Genomic DNA, 16,211 nt, shown 5'->3' with positions numbered 1-16,211 from the left:
CATCAGAGAAATTCCAATAGGCGAGAGGAGACAAGCATGACGAAGGCATCAAGCGTCCTCGACCGGCTTCCCGGCAGGACACGGCTCGATCGCGAGGGGCTGAACGATCTTGCGCGAGGCAAGAGCCGCAAGGCAGCGGCAGAGGGGCGCAAGGCGCTCGGTCGCGGCAAGCGCGTGCTGGCGGGTAGAAATGCAAAACCCGGCGCAGGCAAAAAGGTCGCCCGGCACGCCGGGGACAATGCCTCGGGCATTGCTGGCGCGCTCACGGGTCTGGCGCTGGTCGCGGGGACGGTCGCGTTCGGTGCCTTCCTGGCGAAGCGGCGCAAGGGTGGAGACGACGACGCGCCCGGCTTCACCCGCAAGCATGGCGGCAGCGACAAAGCCGTCGGCGGCCGGACGGTCACGATCCGTGAGCCGGCGGATGAACTCTACCGCTTCTGGCGCGATTTCCGGAATCTGCCGCAGTTCATGGAGAACGTCGAGGAGGTCCGCCCCCACGGCGATCACGAGGTCTGGGTCGTAAAGGCGCCCGGCGGGCAGACCGCCGAACTCCACACCCGCGTCACCGAGGAAATCGAGGGCCGCCGGATCGCTTGGGAATCGGTCCAGCATTCCGACATCTGGACCAGGGGCTACGTCGAATTCTCCGAAGCCCCCGGCGAGCGCGGCACGCGCGTCTCGCTCAGGATCGAATACGCACCGCCCGGCGGCGCGATCGGCAAGGGGATAGCCAAGCTCTTCCTGCGCGAACCCGAAGTGCAGGCCCGCCACGACCTCAAACGCTTCAAGATGCTGATGGAAACCGGCGAGATCGCCACCTCGGCCCACACGAAACAGGCGGCGAAGAACGTCGCCCATGCAAAGGAGATGGCCTGATGCGAGCCCTTACATGGCAGGGAACCCACGACGTGCGCGTCGAGGACGTGCCCGATCCCGAAATCATCAATCCGCGCGACGCGATCCTCAAGGTCACCTCGACCGCAATCTGCGGTTCGGACCTGCACCTGTATGACGGGGTCATCCCCGGCGTGCGCCCGGGCGACGTGCTGGGCCACGAATTCATGGGCGAAGTCGTCGAGACGGGCTCGGATTCGACGCTCGAGAAGGGCCAGCGCGTGGTCGTGCCCTTCACGATCAGCTGCGGCGGCTGCTTCCATTGCGAGATCCAGCAGTATTCCGCCTGCGAGAATTCGAACCCGGCGGACAAGCAGGATATGTCCGCGACGCTCTACGGCCACCCGATGTCGGCCCTGTTCGGCTATTCCCACCTTACCGGCGGCTATTCCGGCGGGCAGTCGGAATATGTCCGCGTGCCCTTCTCCGATGTCGGCCCGATCGTCGTTCCCGACCATCTCGAGGATGACAAGGTGCTGTTCCTGTCCGACATCCTGCCGACCGGCTGGATGGGCGCGGAGAATGCGGAAATCGAGCCCGACGACACCGTCGCGGTGTGGGGCTGCGGCCCCGTCGGCCTGTTCGCGGTGCAATCCGCACTCGTCATGGGCGCGGCGCGGGTCATTGCGATCGACCATCATCCCCACCGGATGGAATTGGCCAAGCAGCTCGGCGCGGAAGTCATCGACTTCACCAAGACCGACGTGCGCGAGGCGCTGATGGAAATGTCGGGCGGGATCGGGGTCGATGCCGTGATCGACGCGGTCGGCATGGAGGCCCACGGCTTCGCAGCCGACAACATGGTCGACATGGTGAAACAGAAGGTCGGCATCGGCGCCGACCGCGCCTCGGCGCTGAAACAGGCGATCCTGGCCGTTCGCCCCGGCGGGCGGGTTTCGATCCCCGGCGTCTATGGCGGGATGACCGACAAGTTCCCATTGGGCGCGCTGATGGAGAAGGGCCTGCAGGTGAAGACCGGCCAGACCCACGTCCAGCGCTACACCAAGCCGCTGCTCGACAAGATCGAGGACGGGACGCTCGACACCACCTTCCTCATCTCGCACCGGCTCCCGCTCGAAGAGGCCGCGCGCGGCTACAAGTGCTTCCACGACCAACAGGACAGCTGGACCAAGGTGGTCCTGAAGCCCGACATGAAGGAAGCGGCATGAGCAAGAACCCGATCGAGAAACTGGCGGGCTTCGCCGTGGTCACCGGGGCCTCTTCGGGCATCGGGCTCGAACTGGCGAAGCTCGCCGCGCGTGATCGCTGCGACCTGCTGCTCGTCGCCGACGAAGGCATGGACAAGGCCGAGGCCGAAGCCCGCGCGGCGGGTGCGGCCTCGGTCGAGACGCTCGAGGCCGACCTCGCCACCGAAAGCGGGCTCGACGCGCTTGAGGCCGCGATCGGCACGCGGGCTGTCGACGCACTCTTCGCCAATGCGGGCGAAGGCTATGGCGGAGCCTTCCTCGAGTGCGAATGGGACCACATCGCCCGCGTGATCGACACGAACATCAAGGGCACGGTCTCGCTGATCCACCGCCTCGGCCGGAAAATGCGCGCGCGGGGGTCGGGCCGGATCCTCGTGACGGGCTCGATCGCGGGCGCAATTCCGGGGCCGTTCAACCTGACCTACAATTCGACCAAGGCATTCATCGACGATTTCTGTGTCGGACTGGCCGAGGAATGGAAGGACAGCGAGGTCGTCATCTCCTGCCTGCTGCCGGGCGCGGCGGACACGCGCTTCTTCGAGCGCGCCGGCATGGAGGACACCCGCCTAGCCGAAAGCGCGAAGGTGCCGCTGGTCGGGGCCGAGCCGGCGGACGTGGCGAAGGGCGGCTACGAGGCGCTTCTCAAGGGCGAGACGCAGGACGTCCACGGCTTCATGAACAAGCTCCAGCACGTCTTCGCCGGAGTGCTGCCGAGCGAGGTGCTGGCGAAGATGCACAGCCACCTCGCCAGGTCACCCAGCTGAGCCGTCCGCTTCAGCTGGTGTCCCAATGGACAAGATGCGCCCGGTCCCGCTTGCCTACCCGTCCTCGGGCTCGCTTGGGAACCGGGCGCATCCTCGACGCCCGCGCTCCTTCAGGCGTCGATGCCGTGTACCGTGCCGGGACCGGGAAAGCCTCCGGACTCGCATCTGCGATACCCAGAAAGAGTGCCAGCGCGTCTCATCCCTCGCCCTAACAAAGATTGTAGCCGCTCCCGTTTTCGCCGGATCGCATCCTGCCTGCGACGAAGTCGCACCGCCGCAAGCCGTCCAGCGATGCCCCCATCGGATCGCCCGGCCCGCCTTTCGGCCTGCCGCAAACCCTTGTCGGGACTGACAAAAGTGATGGCTGCATCGCCGCCTCGCCCATAGCCCCCCGGCAGAAGGGAGACAGTCATGGCACTGCACGAAGACAAGCGCGCCGCGAGCCGTTTGGGACGGGTCGCCGCCCCCGACCAGATTTACTCGCTGCGTTTCGCCAAAGGCAGGGAACGCGGCGAGCCGCCCCCGCCCGACATCGAATTCCAGGCCAGCAACGCCTATCAGGCGCTGGTCATCGCGCACAGGGAAGGCGGCGGCCGCTCGGCCGAATTGTGGCGCGACGGCAAGCGGCTGTGCACGATCAGCGAACTCGCGGGGAGCTTCTGGGAAATCAGGCCCTGAAACGATGCAGGAGCGCCGCCCTGCGGCGAGACGCTAGGACGCCTTCGCGCCGACCAGTTCGACGAGCCGTGCGACGAGGCGTTCCTGGTCGACCGGCTTTTCGAGCCGCGCCTTGGCGCTGAGGTCCTCGGGGATGATCGACACGTCATAGCCGGTCAGGAACAGGAACGGGATTCGCCGTTCGTGCATGGAGCGCGCGACCTCGAAGCTGGCGCCCTCGCCGAGATTGATGTCCAGCATCGCCACGTCGATCGCGTTCGAGCGGATCAGGTCGTGCACCTCGTCGGCGCGCGCGGTCGGGCCGACCACCTCGGCGCCGGCATTGGTCAGAGCCAGCGCGATCTCGCGGGCCTGGAAATACTCGTCCTCGACGATCAGGATTTGCCGTCCTTCGAGCGGTCGTTCGCTTCCAGCTTTGCTGTTTATCGGCCTGCTCCCTGATCGTGTCCCGGCCCGACCTCCAGTATGCTAGCCCCGGCTTCGAGAGGGAAGGCGATTTCTGCCAGCAGGCCGTCGGGCCGCACCCGCATCGTGCCCTCGCCCTTGAGCTCGTAGGGCACGCGCCCTTCGATCAGCTCGGTCCCGAAGCCGCGCCGCGATGCTTCGCCGAGCGGCTCGGGGCAATTTTCCTTCCACATGACTTCGAGCCATTCGCCGGTCTCGCGCCGGGTCACGAACCAGCGGATCGCGAGCCTGCCATCGCAGCCGAGCGCCCCATACTTGATCGAATTGGTCGCCAGTTCGTGGATCGCGAGAGTCAGCACTTCGGCCGCCTTGGCCGACAAGTCGACCGAAGGCCCGGCCATCGCGAGCCGGTCTTCCTCGGCCACCCGGGCGAGCTCCTCGCGGATCAGGCTTTCAAGGTCGACCGCCGCGCCGGCCTTGCGCGTCAGCATGACCTGGGTGCGCGCCATCGCGTCGATCCGACCGGTCAGGTGGGCAACATAATCCTCGACATCGTCATAGCCTTCGGCTGACTGACGGATGATCGAGCGCACCATGGCGAGCAGGTTGCGCACGCGGTGCTGCAATTCGGCGAGCAGCAGCTTCTGGCGCTCCTGCAGGTCGATCATGTCCTCGACATCGGTCGAGGTGCCGAGCCATTCGACCACTTCCCCTTTCTCGATCACCGGTGTCGCGCGGGTCTGGAACCAGCGATAGGTGCCGTCGCGGGCCCGGCGGAAACGCCATTCGCCCCTGAGATCGCCGCCCGTCTCGGCATGATGCCAGTCGCGCCGCGCCTCCTCGCGGTCCTCGGGATGGACCGCGGCGAGCCAGCCGTGCCCACGGCTGTCCTCGACCGACAGGCCGGTGTATGCAGTCCATTGCGGGCTCACCCACTTGCACTTTCCATCGGGCGTCGCGCTCCAGACCAGCTGCGGGATACCCTCGACGAGCGTGCGGAAACGACGCTCGCTGTCCTCGATCGCCTTGCGCTGGCGGGTGCGGTCGGTGAGGTCGCGGGCGATCCCGCCGATCCGCACGGGCGAACCGTCCGGTCCCGGTATCGGGAAGCCCGTGTCGCGGATATGGCGCACTTCCCCGTCGGGCCGGACGATGCGGTAATCGGTCGTCACCTTTTCCCCGCGCGTGCAGCGCGGCATTGCACCCATGACCCGTTCGCGGTCGGCCGGATGGAGGAAATCGGCCCAATTCGAACGATCCGCCAGCACGGTTTCGCACGGCACGCCCCAGATGTCCTCGAAGGCGGGGGATATGTAGTCGAGCTGGCCGGACGCCACGTCGATCAGCCAGATCACGTCGGTCGAGGCATTGCCGAACTGGCGGAAACGCTCCTCGCTCTTGCGCAGGGCGCGCTGGGTCACGGCCTGTTCGGTCATCTCCTCGTAGACCGTGACCACGCCGATCGGCTCACCCTCGCCGTTGCGCAGGATCGGCGTCGAATGGAGGTTGAACACCGTCTTGGCCCGTTCCCCGTCGCGGTCGAGCGCGACAGGCTGGTCCTCGAGCGTCAGCGGACGCCCTTCGGACAGCACCCTCTCGAGCCGCGCGCCCAGCGTATCCCAGACCTCGGGAAAGACCTCGCGCGCGGGCCGACCGAGTGCGCCGGGGTGCTTGTCACCGAACAATTCACAGGACGGGTCATTGTAGAGCAGCAGCAGGTCGGGGCCGAGATACATATTCATCGGCATCGGCGCGCCAAGCACCATCATCAGCACCGAACGCACTTCCGCTCCCCAGTTCGCGGAGGAACCGAGCGGGGTCGAATCCCAGTCGAAATCGCGGATGTGCCGGGCCATCGCGCTCGTGCCCGGCGGCCACGCGCTCGTTCCTTTCATCGCACCAGCGCCCGGGCCTCTCGCCCGAGCTGGAGATAATTCGGATTGAACATGGCGATCTGGGCCAGCCTGTCGTAGTCGCGGATGAACAGGCGCTTCGACTTCAGCTCGACCAGCCCCTCGCGGCGCAGTTCCTGCATCGTTCGGTTGAGATGGACCGAGGTAACGCCGGTCGCATCGGCAAGGTCGTTCTGGGTCAGCGGGCAGTCACATTCGCCGCCTCGCGCGAGACCTGCGGCGCGCAGCCGCAGGAATACCTCGAGAAACAGGTGCGCAAGCCGCTCGAACGCGTTGCGGCGGCCAAGGTTGAGCAGCCATTCGCGGTGGATCGCGCCGTTGACGTGTTCGTGCCGGGCCAGCGCGTCGGCGATCCGCGGATGCTCGGCCGACAGCCGATCGAGCGTTTCGGGCGGGATTGCGTGATAGGCGAGCGGGGTGAGCGCGGCGACCGAATGGTCCATCTCGTCGCCTAGCCTCACCTTGAGATCGAAGAAATCGCCCGGCAGCAGCAGGCCGACGATCTGACGTCGCCCGTCGGGCAGATCCTTGAAACGATATGCCCAGCCCTGCGACAACAGCCGCACGACGCTTTGCTGGTCGCCCTCGCTGAGCATGGTCTGGCGCGCGGGCACCCGGACGAGCGGCGCCTCGCGCAGCGCCTCGATCGCCGCGCGCTCGTCGGAAAGGAGGTCGAAATGGCGTTCGAGACTGGTCAGCAGGGGTTTCATAAAAGTTCTTTCCCGATCCATCGAGGATCGTCCGGTAATCTGGGGGAGGAACGACGGCCCGCGCGGGGTGCGAGCGGACCGCTCCAAGTGTGATATGTTTCCCAGATTATCGATGGGACAAAGCGCCCTATTGGACAGGCCCGACATATCGCACCAGTGTCATGCCCCTCCAGTTCGACCGACCCCGAAAGCGCCACGCCTTACCGTGCCTGCCGGCCAGGCGCTCGCGTCGGTTAAGCGACGGGAGACACAAATGAAACCTGGCAGTGCGCCGACAGCAAGGAACTTTCACAAATCCCGCGCGTAGTGTAATCCAAGTCATCGGCGAGGGGTGCCGAAGAACGCCTGAGGGTGCATCAAACCGGGGAGGGGGCTTCGACAAAGGCAACGTCACAGGCGCAGGCCGGTCCTGCAGCATCGAAAGCAGCGGGCCGCATCGCGGATCGCGAGGCGTTCGCGCGGATGCAATCCGCGTGCCGCGCAGATCCCGGCGCTTTCCATGGCGCAATCGCCAAACGCCGCATCTGCTGGTTCGTCCCCGATGCTTCCACGAACGGCGCCTGGGCCTTTTTCGACGAGGCTGCGGGCCACTGGCGCGGCTGGGACGGCGCCACGGGGGAAGCGCTCGCCTTCGACTGGCCCGAAAGCTTCGAGCCGTGGGAGCGCGCTTTCAACGACGACGATCCGCCGAACTGGCGCTGGTTCGAAGGCGGGCTGACCTCGACAGCCTTCAACGAGGTCGATCGCCACGTGCTCGACGGGCACAGCGAGGAAGCCGCGCTCATTTACGAAGGCGACCGCTGGAACATGGCGAGCGATAACGGACGCGGCGGGCCGGTCGATTCCGAAACCGTCTCGCGCCGCAAGCTGCTGCTCGAAAGCGCCAAGTGCGCTCTCGCCCTGAAGGCGTTGGGGGTGAAACCGGGCGACCGCATAGCGCTCAATATGCCGAGCATCCCCGAACAGATTTACTGGACCGAGGGCGCCAAGCGGATGGGCGTCGTCTACACCCCCGTCTTCGGCGGGTTCAGCGACAAGACCCTGTCCGACCGCATCGCCGACGCCGGGGCGCGGGTGATCGTCACCGCCGACGGTTCCTTCCGCAACGCCCAGATGGTTCCGTTCAAGCCGAACTACACCGACCCCGCGCTCGACAATTTCATCGCCGTGCCGGTCGCGCTCGAACTGATGGACGCGGCGCTGGCGGACGAGGAACTCGCAGTGTCCACGGCGCAGGCCGACCTCATTCGCAGGACGGTCGAGGACGTTCTCGACGGCGAGGTGACGGTCGAACGCTCCGACGTGATGCGCGGCGTCGGCAAGGCGTTAACCGCGATCGGGGCGGGCGAACTGGGCGGCGACGGGCTGACCCCGAAACAGGCGGCGCAGCTGCGCATCGCCATCGCCGAGGCGCTGGTCGCCTCGCCCGAGCGGGTCGATGCGGTGGTCGTCGTCAAGCACACCGGCCAGCCCGACCTGCCGTGGAACACGGGCCGCGACCACTGGAGCCACGACCTGACCGACAAGGCGGGCGAGGACCTGCTCGTCGCCGCGCGCGAAGCGGGTTTCGATGTCGCGGACGAGGACGCGCTGCTCGCCCTGCCCGACGCCGATTTCGTGCGCGCGATCTGGGCGGGGTCGCCGGTGCTTGCCGTCGATGCCGAGTATCCCAATTTCATCATTTACACCTCGGGCTCGACCGGAAAGCCCAAGGGCGTCGTCCATGTCCACGGCGGCTACGCCAGCGGCGTTTCGGCGACCATGCCCGCAGCGTTCGGCGCGGAGCCGGGCGATGTTCTCTATGTCGTCGCCGATCCGGGCTGGATCACCGGGCAGAGCTATCTCATCGCCGCCTCCCTGCTCACCCGCGTCACCACGGTCGTCACGGAAGGCTCGCCGGTCTTCCCCCACGCAGGCCGCTTCGCCGCGACGATCGAGCGCTATGGCGTCACCATCTTCAAGGCGGGCGTCACTTTCCTCAAATCGGTGATGCAGAACCCGGAGAACCTGAAGGACATCCAGCGTTACGACCTGTCCTCATTGAAATGCGCGACTTTCTGCGCCGAGCCGGTCTCGCCCGCGGTGCAAGCCTTCGCGATGGAGCACGTGACACCGCGCTACATCAATTCCTACTGGGCGACCGAGCACGGCGGGATCGCGTGGACTCACTTCGCCGGGGCCGAAGGCTTCCCGCTCGAGGCCAACGCGCACACCTACCCGCTGCCATGGATCATGGGCGATGTCTGGGTCGAGGATGCGCAAGGCGCCTGTTCCGCCGGGACGACTGGCTATGATCGCTCGGACGACGGCGGCGCGCCGTGGCGACCTGCCGAAGAGGGTGAGAAGGGCGAGATCGTCATTGCCCTGCCCTACCCCTACCTCACCCGCACCATCTGGGGCGATGTCGGCCATTTCGATGTCGAGGTGAAGGACGGCGCGGCGCGCGTGAACCCGGCATGGCGCGGCGATACGGCGCGCTATGGCGAGACCTACTGGAAGCGCTGGCGCGGGACCTGGGCGTACACGCAGGGCGATTTCGCCATGCGCCATCCGGACGGATCCTTCTCGCTCCACGGGCGCTCGGACGATGTCATCAACGTCTCGGGCCACCGCATCGGGACCGAGGAGATCGAAGGCGCGATCCTGCGCGACAAGTCGCTGGACGCGGCCTCCCCGGTCGGCAACGTCATCGTGATCGGCGCGCCGCACAGCCAGAAGGGCGTCACCCCGGTCGCCTTCGTCACGCCGGTCGAAGGCCGCCGGTTGACGCAGGACGACCGCCGCCGCCTGACCGATCTCGTCCGCACGGAGAAGGGCGCGGTCGCCGTGCCTTCGGACTTCATCGAGCTTTCCGAATTTCCCGAGACGCGCTCGGGCAAATATGTCCGCCGTATGGTCCGCGCCGTGGTCGAAGGCGGCGATGTCGGAGACGTCTCGACCCTGCGCAACCCGGAAAGCCTCGACGAATTGCGCCGCGCCGTCGAGGCGTGGAAGCGGCGGCAGGACCTCTCCGACAGCCAGTCGCTGTTCGAGCGCTATCGCTTCTTCACCGTCCAGTACAACACGGTGGCTCCGGGCAAGCGGGTCGCCACGGTCACGGTCGCCAACCCGCCGGTCAACGCGCTCAACGAGCGCGCGCTCGACGAACTGGTCATCATCGCGGAACACCTTGCGAGGAAGGACGACGTGGTCGCCTGCGTCTTCACCGGCGCGGGCACGGCAAGCTTCGTCGCGGGCGCGGACATCCGCCAGATGCTCGAAGAGGTGAACAGCGCCGACGAAGCGAAAGCCCTTCCCGACAACGCGCAGCTCGCCTTCCACACGATCGAGACGATGGGCAAGCCGTGCATCGCCGCGATCCAGGGCGTGGCGCTCGGCGGCGGGATGGAATTCGCACTCGCCTGTCATTACCGCGTCGCCGAGCCGCGCGCGCGTTTCGGCCAGCCGGAGATCAACCTGCGCCTTCTGCCGGGTTATGGCGGCACCCAGCGCCTGCCGCGCCTGCTCGCCGACCGGCGGGGCGAGGAGGGGCTGCGCGACGCGCTCGAGATGATCCTCGGCGGGCGCGCGGTGGATGCGGAAAAGGCGTTGGCGCTGGGCGCGATCGACCGGCTTGTCGAAGACGCGGACGATGCCCTTTCCCGCGCGCACGCGATGGTGCGCGAATATGTGGCTTCGCCGCAGGACAGTGTGCTGGGGCAGGCTTTCGCCGCACGCAAGGCCGCGACCGAGGAATGGCGGGGGCCCTCCGGGATCGACCTCGACGCAGTGCTCGAGGACGACTTCCTCCAGCGCATCCTTCGCCAGCTCGCATGGGCCGGACGCGATCGCGCCGGGGAGCGCGCGCTCGACGCGGTGCGCGAGGGCTGGACGAACGGCATGGACGCCGGGCTCCGCCGCGAGGCGGAACGCTTTGCCGAGGCGATCATGGACCCCGAGGGCGGCAAGCGCGGCATCCAGCAATTCATGGACAAGCAGAGCCCGCCCCTTCCCGTCCGCCGCGACGGGGTGTGGGTCTATGATGAGCACGAGGAGAGGAAGGCCCGCCTGATCGAGAGCGGCGACCTGCTCCCGATGGGCGCGCCCTTCTATCCGGGCGTCACCGCGATCCCGCCTTTCCAACTCGCTTTCGGCATCGCGCGCGATCCCGACACCGGCGCGCCGCGCTTCGGCCCGCCTGCACGGCATGAGCGCGAACTCGTCGTGAAGACCCCGAAACCGCGCGCGAACGAGGCGCTGATCTACCTCCTCACCTCCGAGGTCAATTTCAACGACATCTGGGCGCTGACCGGCATTCCCGTCTCCCCCTTCGACGCGCATGACGAGGACGTGCAGGTGACCGGCTCGGGCGGGCTCGCGCTGGTGGTCGGCCTCGGAAGCGAATTGAAGGAACAGGGCCGGCTCAATATCGGCGATCTCGTCGCGGTCTATTCGGGGACAAGCGACCTGCTTTCGCCAACGGCGGGCGAGGACCCGATGTATGCGGGTTTCTCGATCCAGGGCTACGAAACGAAGACCGGAAGCCACGCGCAGTTCCTGACCGTGCAGGGGCCGCAACTGCACAAGCCCCCGGCCGACCTCACGCTCGAACAGGCGGGGGCCTATACGCTCAATCTCGGCACGGTGACGCGCTGCCTGTTCACGACGCTGCAGATCACGCCGGGAAAGACGATCTTCGTCGAAGGCTCGGCGACAGGGACTGGGCTCGACGCGCTCAAGTCCTCAATCCGCACCGGGCTTGCCGCGACGGGCCTCGTCTCGAGCGAGGATCGGGCGGAGTTCGTGAAGGCGCAGGGTGCTGTCGGCGCCATCAACCGCAAGGACCCGGCCATCGCGGATTGCTTCACCCCCGTCCCGGACGACCCGGAAGCGGCCAAGGCATGGGAGCAACAGGGCGAGGCGCTGCTCGACCAGTACCGCGCGATCAACGACGGCAAGCTCGCCGATTTCGTCGTCAGTCACGCGGGCGAGCGGGCTTTCCCGCGCAGTTTCCAGCTCCTTGCCGAAGGGGGCCGGCTCGCCTTCTACGGCGCTTCTTCGGGCTATCACTTCAGCTTCATGGGCAAGGGCGGCGAGGTGCGGCCGGAGGAGATCATGGAGCGCGCCGGGCTGCGCGGCGGGGAATCCGTGCTGCTCTATTACGGGCCGAAAAGCCGGTCACTCGCGGACGAGAAAGGTCTTGAGATGATCGAGGCGGCGCGCCTGTTCAAGGTGCGCATGGTGATCGTCACCACGACCGACGGGCAGCGCGAATTCCTGCAATCATTGGGCCTCGAGGACGCGGTCGAGGGGATCGTCAGCATCGAGGGGCTGAAGCGACGCGACGCCGATTTCGACTGGCCCGACACTCTCCCGCGCCTGCCCGACGCGCGCGAGGACATCGAGAACTTCAAGGCGGGCGTGCGCGCCTACCAGCAGAACACCCTGAAGCCCTTCGGCACCGCGATCGGCAAGCTGCTGCGCTCGCCCGGAAACCCGCGCGGCGTGCCCGACCTCGTGATCGAGCGCGCGGTGCAGGACACGCTCGGCGTCTCGACCTCGCTGGTCAAACCCTTCGGCGGGCGCGTGGTCTATGCCGAGGACATGAGCGGCAAGCGCTACACCTTCTACGCCCCGCAGGTGTGGACCCGCCAGCGGCGCATCTATATGCCGACCGCGGAAATCTTCGGCACCCACCTGTGCAACGCGCACGAGGTGACGGTGATGAACGAGATGGTTGCGGCGGGGCTCCTCGACGTGACCGAGCCGACGCTCGTCGAATGGGAGGGTCTCCCGCAAGCGCACCAGTCGATGTGGGACAACCGCCATTCGGGCGCGACCTACGTGGTCAACCACGCGCTGCCCGCGACCGGACTCAGGACAAAGAACGAACTGCTCGAATACTGGGCTGCGGCGAGTGCTGCCGGCCCCAATAACGGAGACAATGCGTGAGCAAGACCGAGGGTGAGGGAAAGAAGGGCCGGCTTGCGAACCGGATCGCGCTGGTGACGGGCGCCGCGGGCAATCTGGGCAGCGAAATCTGCCGCGCCTTCGCCCGCGAAGGGGCCTTCGTCATCATGACAGGCCGGACCGAGGGGCGCATCAAGGAAGCGCGCGAGAAGCTCATCGCAGACACCGGAGTGGCACCCGAGCGGATCGACACCGCCGTGCTCGACGGGGCCGACCCGGATTCGATCCGTGCCGCGTTCAAGCGGATCAAGGCCGACTACGGGCGCATCGACATCCTCATCAACAACGCAGGCTCGGCCGGGCCCAAGCAACCGCTCCACAACGTGCCTTTCTCGAAAGAGGAAATGGAGGCCGCGGGCGAAAGCGAGACAGCCGGCGATGCGATGAAGAACCTGCTCGGCGTGACGTGGAACCTCGCGCGGATCGCGGCGCCGATGATGCCCACGGGCGGCGCGATGGTGAACATCTCGACCATCTTTTCGCACACCCGCTATTACGGGCGCACCGCCTATGTCGTCCCCAAGGCGGCGCTCAACGCGCTCTCGCGCCAACTCGCGCAGGAATTGGGCCCCCGCGGGATCCGCGTGAACACGGTCTTTCCCGGTCCCATCGAGAGCGACCGCATCCGCACCGTCTTCGCAGCCATGGACAAGGTGCAGGGACAGTCGGAAAACACCACGGCGGATTACTTCACCGGGCGCATGGCGCTGACCCGGCCGGTGGGGGGCAAGCTCGACGGCAAGCCCCTGCCCGCGCCAGCGGACATCGCGGGCGCCTGCCTGTTCCTTGCCAGCGAGGAATCGGGCGGCATCACCGGCGAAGAGATCGACGTCACCCACGGCCTTTCGGCGAACCGCAATTCCTCCTCGACCTACATGACGCGACCCTCGATGCGTTCTTTGGACGGCGCGGGCCTCGCGATCTTCATCGCTGCGGGCGAAGAGTGGGACGAGGCGCTCGAAAGCGCGAAGGTGCTGGTCGGCGCGGGCGCGAAAGTGCGGCTCGGCCTTGCCCGCAACGCAGACGTCGCGCAGGCCAAGGCGCGGCTGAAGGCGCAAGGGATCGGCGAGGAACTGACCGTCACCCGCTTCGCCCGGTCCGAGCCGGACGCAATGGAAGAGGCGCTCGCGGCGTTCGAGCAGGACGCTGGCGGGCCGATCACCGGAGCGATCGTGCTGCCGGTCAAGCCGGCCGGACATTTCGCCGGGCCGCTGCTCGGCGCGGACGATGCGACGGTCGCCAAGTTCATGGAGGTCGAGCTGGTCGGCGCGATCGCCACCGCGCGCAGCCTCGCGCGATATTGGCGCGCCCATGCCGATATGCCCTCCCCGCCGCGCTGCGTCTTCATGACCAATCCGGGCGATGCTGCCGGCAATTCCTTCGCCCGCGTGCTGTCAGCCGGGATCACCCAGCTGATCCGCATCTGGCGCAACGAGGAAGAGGTGCAGGCCGGCAATGGCGAGACCGGCCATGCCGTGTGGTCGAACCAGATCGTGCGCCACACCAATGCCGAAGCCGAAAACATCCGCTTCGCCGCGGGCCATGCCACCCGCGTCCTGTTCCGCGAACAACGCATCGCCGAGATCGACCTCAAGCTCCCCGCCTCGATCGCCGAGGAGACGGGCGCGCGACGCGCGATGGTCGGGTTCGCCGAGAACATCACCGGCCTCCATCTCGGCAAGGTCGCCTTCATCACCGGGGGCTCCGCTGGGATCGGCGGACAGGTCGCGCGCCTGCTCGCGCTGGCGGGCGCGAAGGTGATGATGGTCGCCCGGCGCGAAAGCGAGCTGGTCGCCGCGCGCGAGCGGATCGTCGGCGAATTGCAGGACATCGGCTTTGCCGGGGTCGAGCGCCGGGTGAAGATCATGGCCGATGTCGACGTCAGCGACTTCGCATCGCTCGACAAGGCGATCGACGCGACGCTCGAGGAATTCGGGCGGATCGACTATCTCATCAACAATGCCGGGGTCGCGGGCGCGGAGGACATGGTGGTCGACATGGAGCCCGACGCGTGGCGCTTCACGCTCGATGCGAACCTCGTCTCCAACTACCACCTGATGAGCCGCGTCGTCCCGCTGATGAAGGAGCAGGGCTCGGGCTACGTGCTCAATGTCTCGTCCTATTTCGGTGGCGAGAAATTCCTCGCGGTCGCCTATCCCAACCGCGCCGACTACGGACTTTCCAAGGCGGGGCAGCGCTCGATCGTCGAGAATTTCTCGGCCTATCTCGGCCCGGAGATCCAGCTCAACGCCATCGCCCCCGGCCCGGTGGACGGCGACCGGCTGTCGGGCACGGGCGGCAAGCCCGGCCTGTTCCAGCGCCGGGCGAAGCTGATCCTCGAGAACAAGCGGCTGAACGCGGTCTACGAGGCCGTCATCGAGGCGATTCGCGGAGGCGGCGATGCCGAGAAGATCCTCATCCGCCTGTCGCGCAATTCGGCGAGCACGCTCTCGCACGATGCCGAGGCACCCGAGGCGCTGCGCAAGCTGGCACTCGAATTCGCCGCGCAGGGCGACGGTGTGTGCACCTGGGACCAGTACCTCCTCACCGAAGGCATGGCTCAGCGCCTGCTGGTGCGCCTGCAACTGGGCGGGATGCTGATCGGGTCCAATGAATGGAGCCAGTACACCGAGCCGGGCGGCGCGACCTGGCTCAAGCTGGTCCCTCCCGCGGACAAGCCCTTCCTCCCGCAGGCGCAGGTCGACAAGGTCGCCGAAGGGGTCGGCAAGGGCGTGACCTCGCAGCTCCATCTCGGCGCCATGCCGACCGAGGCCGAAGTCGCGCAGGCCACGGTCTTCTTCCTCGCCGACCGGGCGGTTTCGGGCGAGACCTTCATGCCTTCAGGCGGCCTGCGGGTGGAACGCTCGAACACCGAGCGCGAGATGTTCGGCAGCCCCAAGCCCGAGCGGATCGAGCAGATGGCCGGCAAGACGGTGTGGATCATGGGCGGGCATCTCGCCGACTATGTCGCCGAGACCATCCGAGTGATGATCGAGGACTGCAAGGTCGCCCACTGCGTCCTCGTCACCGGCAACAAGGCCCGCGAAAAGGCGGTGCGCGACCTCTTGCCGAAGGACATTTCCGAGGACTCGCTCCACGTCCTTGTCGCGGGCGATGCGATCGAGCAGGCGATGGACGAGGCGCTGTCCAAATGGGGCCGCCCGACAACGATCGTCTCGATGCCGCCCGAGCCGCTGCCCGAAACCCTGCTCGACGGCGGCAAGGTCCTCCCGACCAAGGATTTCGCGCGCATGGTGGAGGACCAGATCACCCGCCATTACCGCATCGCGCGCAAGGCTTCGCTCTATGACGGTTGCCAGCTCGTCCTCGTGTCGCCCGACGTGCCCTATGGCAGCGACGGGGCCGATTTCGCCTTCGCCAATTTCGTCAAGACCAGCCTCCATGCCTTCACCGCGACGCTCGCGGTCGAGAACGAGCGGCTGGTGCACGATGTGCCGGTCAACCAGATCAACCTCACCCGACGGGTCCGCAGCGAGGAACCGCGCGACGAGCAAGAACACGCCGAGGAACTCAAGCGCTTCACCCGCGCCGTGCTGCTGGTCGGCGCGCCGCTGCCGGATGCGCAGGATTCGCGCTATCGCGCACGGATCTATCGCGGCACGTCGATGACGGTCTGATCCGCCGCCACCATATCGTTCATCGATAAGATTTGCCGCTTCGCAGAGGCGG

General features: G+C 66.9%; 9 protein-coding genes. 6 read left to right on the top strand and 3 right to left on the bottom strand.

Annotated elements, in window-relative coordinates:
• Positions 1-36: 36 nt before the first annotated feature.
• From G9473_RS00740 to G9473_RS00725, 4 genes are all read left to right on the top strand, one after another.
• Positions 37-876 (top strand): SRPBCC family protein, encoded by an 840-nt coding sequence (locus G9473_RS00740; protein ID WP_291135017.1) that lies wholly within the window; start codon positions 37-39, stop codon positions 874-876.
• Positions 876-2,063 carry a zinc-dependent alcohol dehydrogenase gene (locus G9473_RS00735; RefSeq protein WP_291135015.1) on the top strand — a complete coding sequence of 396 codons (1,188 nt, stop codon included), beginning with the start codon at positions 876-878 and terminating at the stop codon, positions 2,061-2,063. The genes G9473_RS00740 and G9473_RS00735 overlap by 1 nt, the downstream gene beginning before the upstream one ends.
• Entirely contained in the window at positions 2,060-2,866 is an 807-nt protein-coding gene (locus G9473_RS00730) for an SDR family oxidoreductase (protein WP_291135013.1), read from the top strand. Before G9473_RS00735 ends, G9473_RS00730 begins: the two co-directional genes overlap by 4 nt.
• 411 nt (positions 2,867-3,277) lie before the next feature.
• Complete coding sequence (locus G9473_RS00725) at positions 3,278-3,544, top strand: hypothetical protein (RefSeq protein WP_291135011.1); 267 nt, start codon at positions 3,278-3,280, stop codon at positions 3,542-3,544.
• A gap of 33 nt (positions 3,545-3,577) precedes the next feature.
• Here G9473_RS00725 and G9473_RS00720 read toward each other — a convergent pair whose 3' ends face one another.
• The 3 genes from G9473_RS00720 to G9473_RS00710 all read right to left on the bottom strand — a co-directional run bounded on the left by G9473_RS00720 (position 3,578) and on the right by G9473_RS00710 (position 6,572).
• Positions 3,578-3,874 carry a hypothetical protein gene (locus G9473_RS00720; RefSeq protein ID WP_291138150.1) on the bottom strand — a complete coding sequence of 99 codons (297 nt, stop codon included), beginning with the start codon at positions 3,872-3,874 and terminating at the stop codon, positions 3,578-3,580.
• Between the two features lie 92 nt (positions 3,875-3,966).
• Positions 3,967-5,844 carry a PAS domain-containing protein gene (locus G9473_RS00715; RefSeq protein WP_291135009.1) on the bottom strand — a complete coding sequence of 626 codons (1,878 nt, stop codon included), beginning with the start codon at positions 5,842-5,844 and terminating at the stop codon, positions 3,967-3,969.
• Positions 5,841-6,572 (bottom strand): Crp/Fnr family transcriptional regulator, encoded by a 732-nt coding sequence (locus G9473_RS00710; RefSeq protein ID WP_291135007.1) that lies wholly within the window; start codon positions 6,570-6,572, stop codon positions 5,841-5,843. Before G9473_RS00710 ends, G9473_RS00715 begins: the two co-directional genes overlap by 4 nt.
• Positions 6,573-7,034: 462 nt before the next feature.
• On the opposite strand from G9473_RS00710, the gene G9473_RS00705 reads away from it, so the two are divergent.
• Together G9473_RS00705 and G9473_RS00700 are read left to right on the top strand one after the other, a co-directional pair.
• Positions 7,035-12,503, top strand: coding sequence for an AMP-binding protein (locus G9473_RS00705; protein WP_291135005.1), 5,469 nt, complete (start codon positions 7,035-7,037; stop codon positions 12,501-12,503).
• The gene (locus G9473_RS00700) at positions 12,500-16,159 is read left to right on the top strand and encodes an SDR family NAD(P)-dependent oxidoreductase (RefSeq protein WP_291135003.1); all 3,660 of its coding nucleotides are present in this window, start codon (positions 12,500-12,502) and stop codon (positions 16,157-16,159) included. The genes G9473_RS00705 and G9473_RS00700 overlap by 4 nt, the downstream gene beginning before the upstream one ends.
• The last annotated feature ends 52 nt before the right edge of the window (positions 16,160-16,211 follow it).

Source organism: Erythrobacter sp., from assembly GCF_011765465.1.
In the GTDB taxonomy this organism is placed as follows: Bacteria; Pseudomonadota; Alphaproteobacteria; order Sphingomonadales; family Sphingomonadaceae; genus Erythrobacter.
The sequence above is the reverse complement of the archived record's forward strand: the minus strand, read 5'-3'. Positions and strand labels throughout refer to the sequence as shown.

What these genes read in the sequence shown, in the direction of transcription:
- G9473_RS00710 (WP_291135007.1), bottom strand. Translation starts at nt 6,572, where the DNA reads ATGAAACCCCTGCTGACCAGTCTCGAACGCCATTTCGACCTCCTTTCC.
- G9473_RS00715 (WP_291135009.1), bottom strand. Translation starts at nt 5,844, where the DNA reads ATGAAAGGAACGAGCGCGTGGCCGCCGGGCACGAGCGCGATGGCCCGG.
- G9473_RS00735 (WP_291135015.1), top strand. Translation starts at nt 876, where the DNA reads ATGCGAGCCCTTACATGGCAGGGAACCCACGACGTGCGCGTCGAGGAC.
- G9473_RS00725 (WP_291135011.1), top strand. Translation starts at nt 3,278, where the DNA reads ATGGCACTGCACGAAGACAAGCGCGCCGCGAGCCGTTTGGGACGGGTC.
- G9473_RS00730 (WP_291135013.1), top strand. Translation starts at nt 2,060, where the DNA reads ATGAGCAAGAACCCGATCGAGAAACTGGCGGGCTTCGCCGTGGTCACC.
- G9473_RS00740 (WP_291135017.1), top strand. Translation starts at nt 37, where the DNA reads ATGACGAAGGCATCAAGCGTCCTCGACCGGCTTCCCGGCAGGACACGG.
- G9473_RS00705 (WP_291135005.1), top strand. Translation starts at nt 7,035, where the DNA reads ATGCAATCCGCGTGCCGCGCAGATCCCGGCGCTTTCCATGGCGCAATC.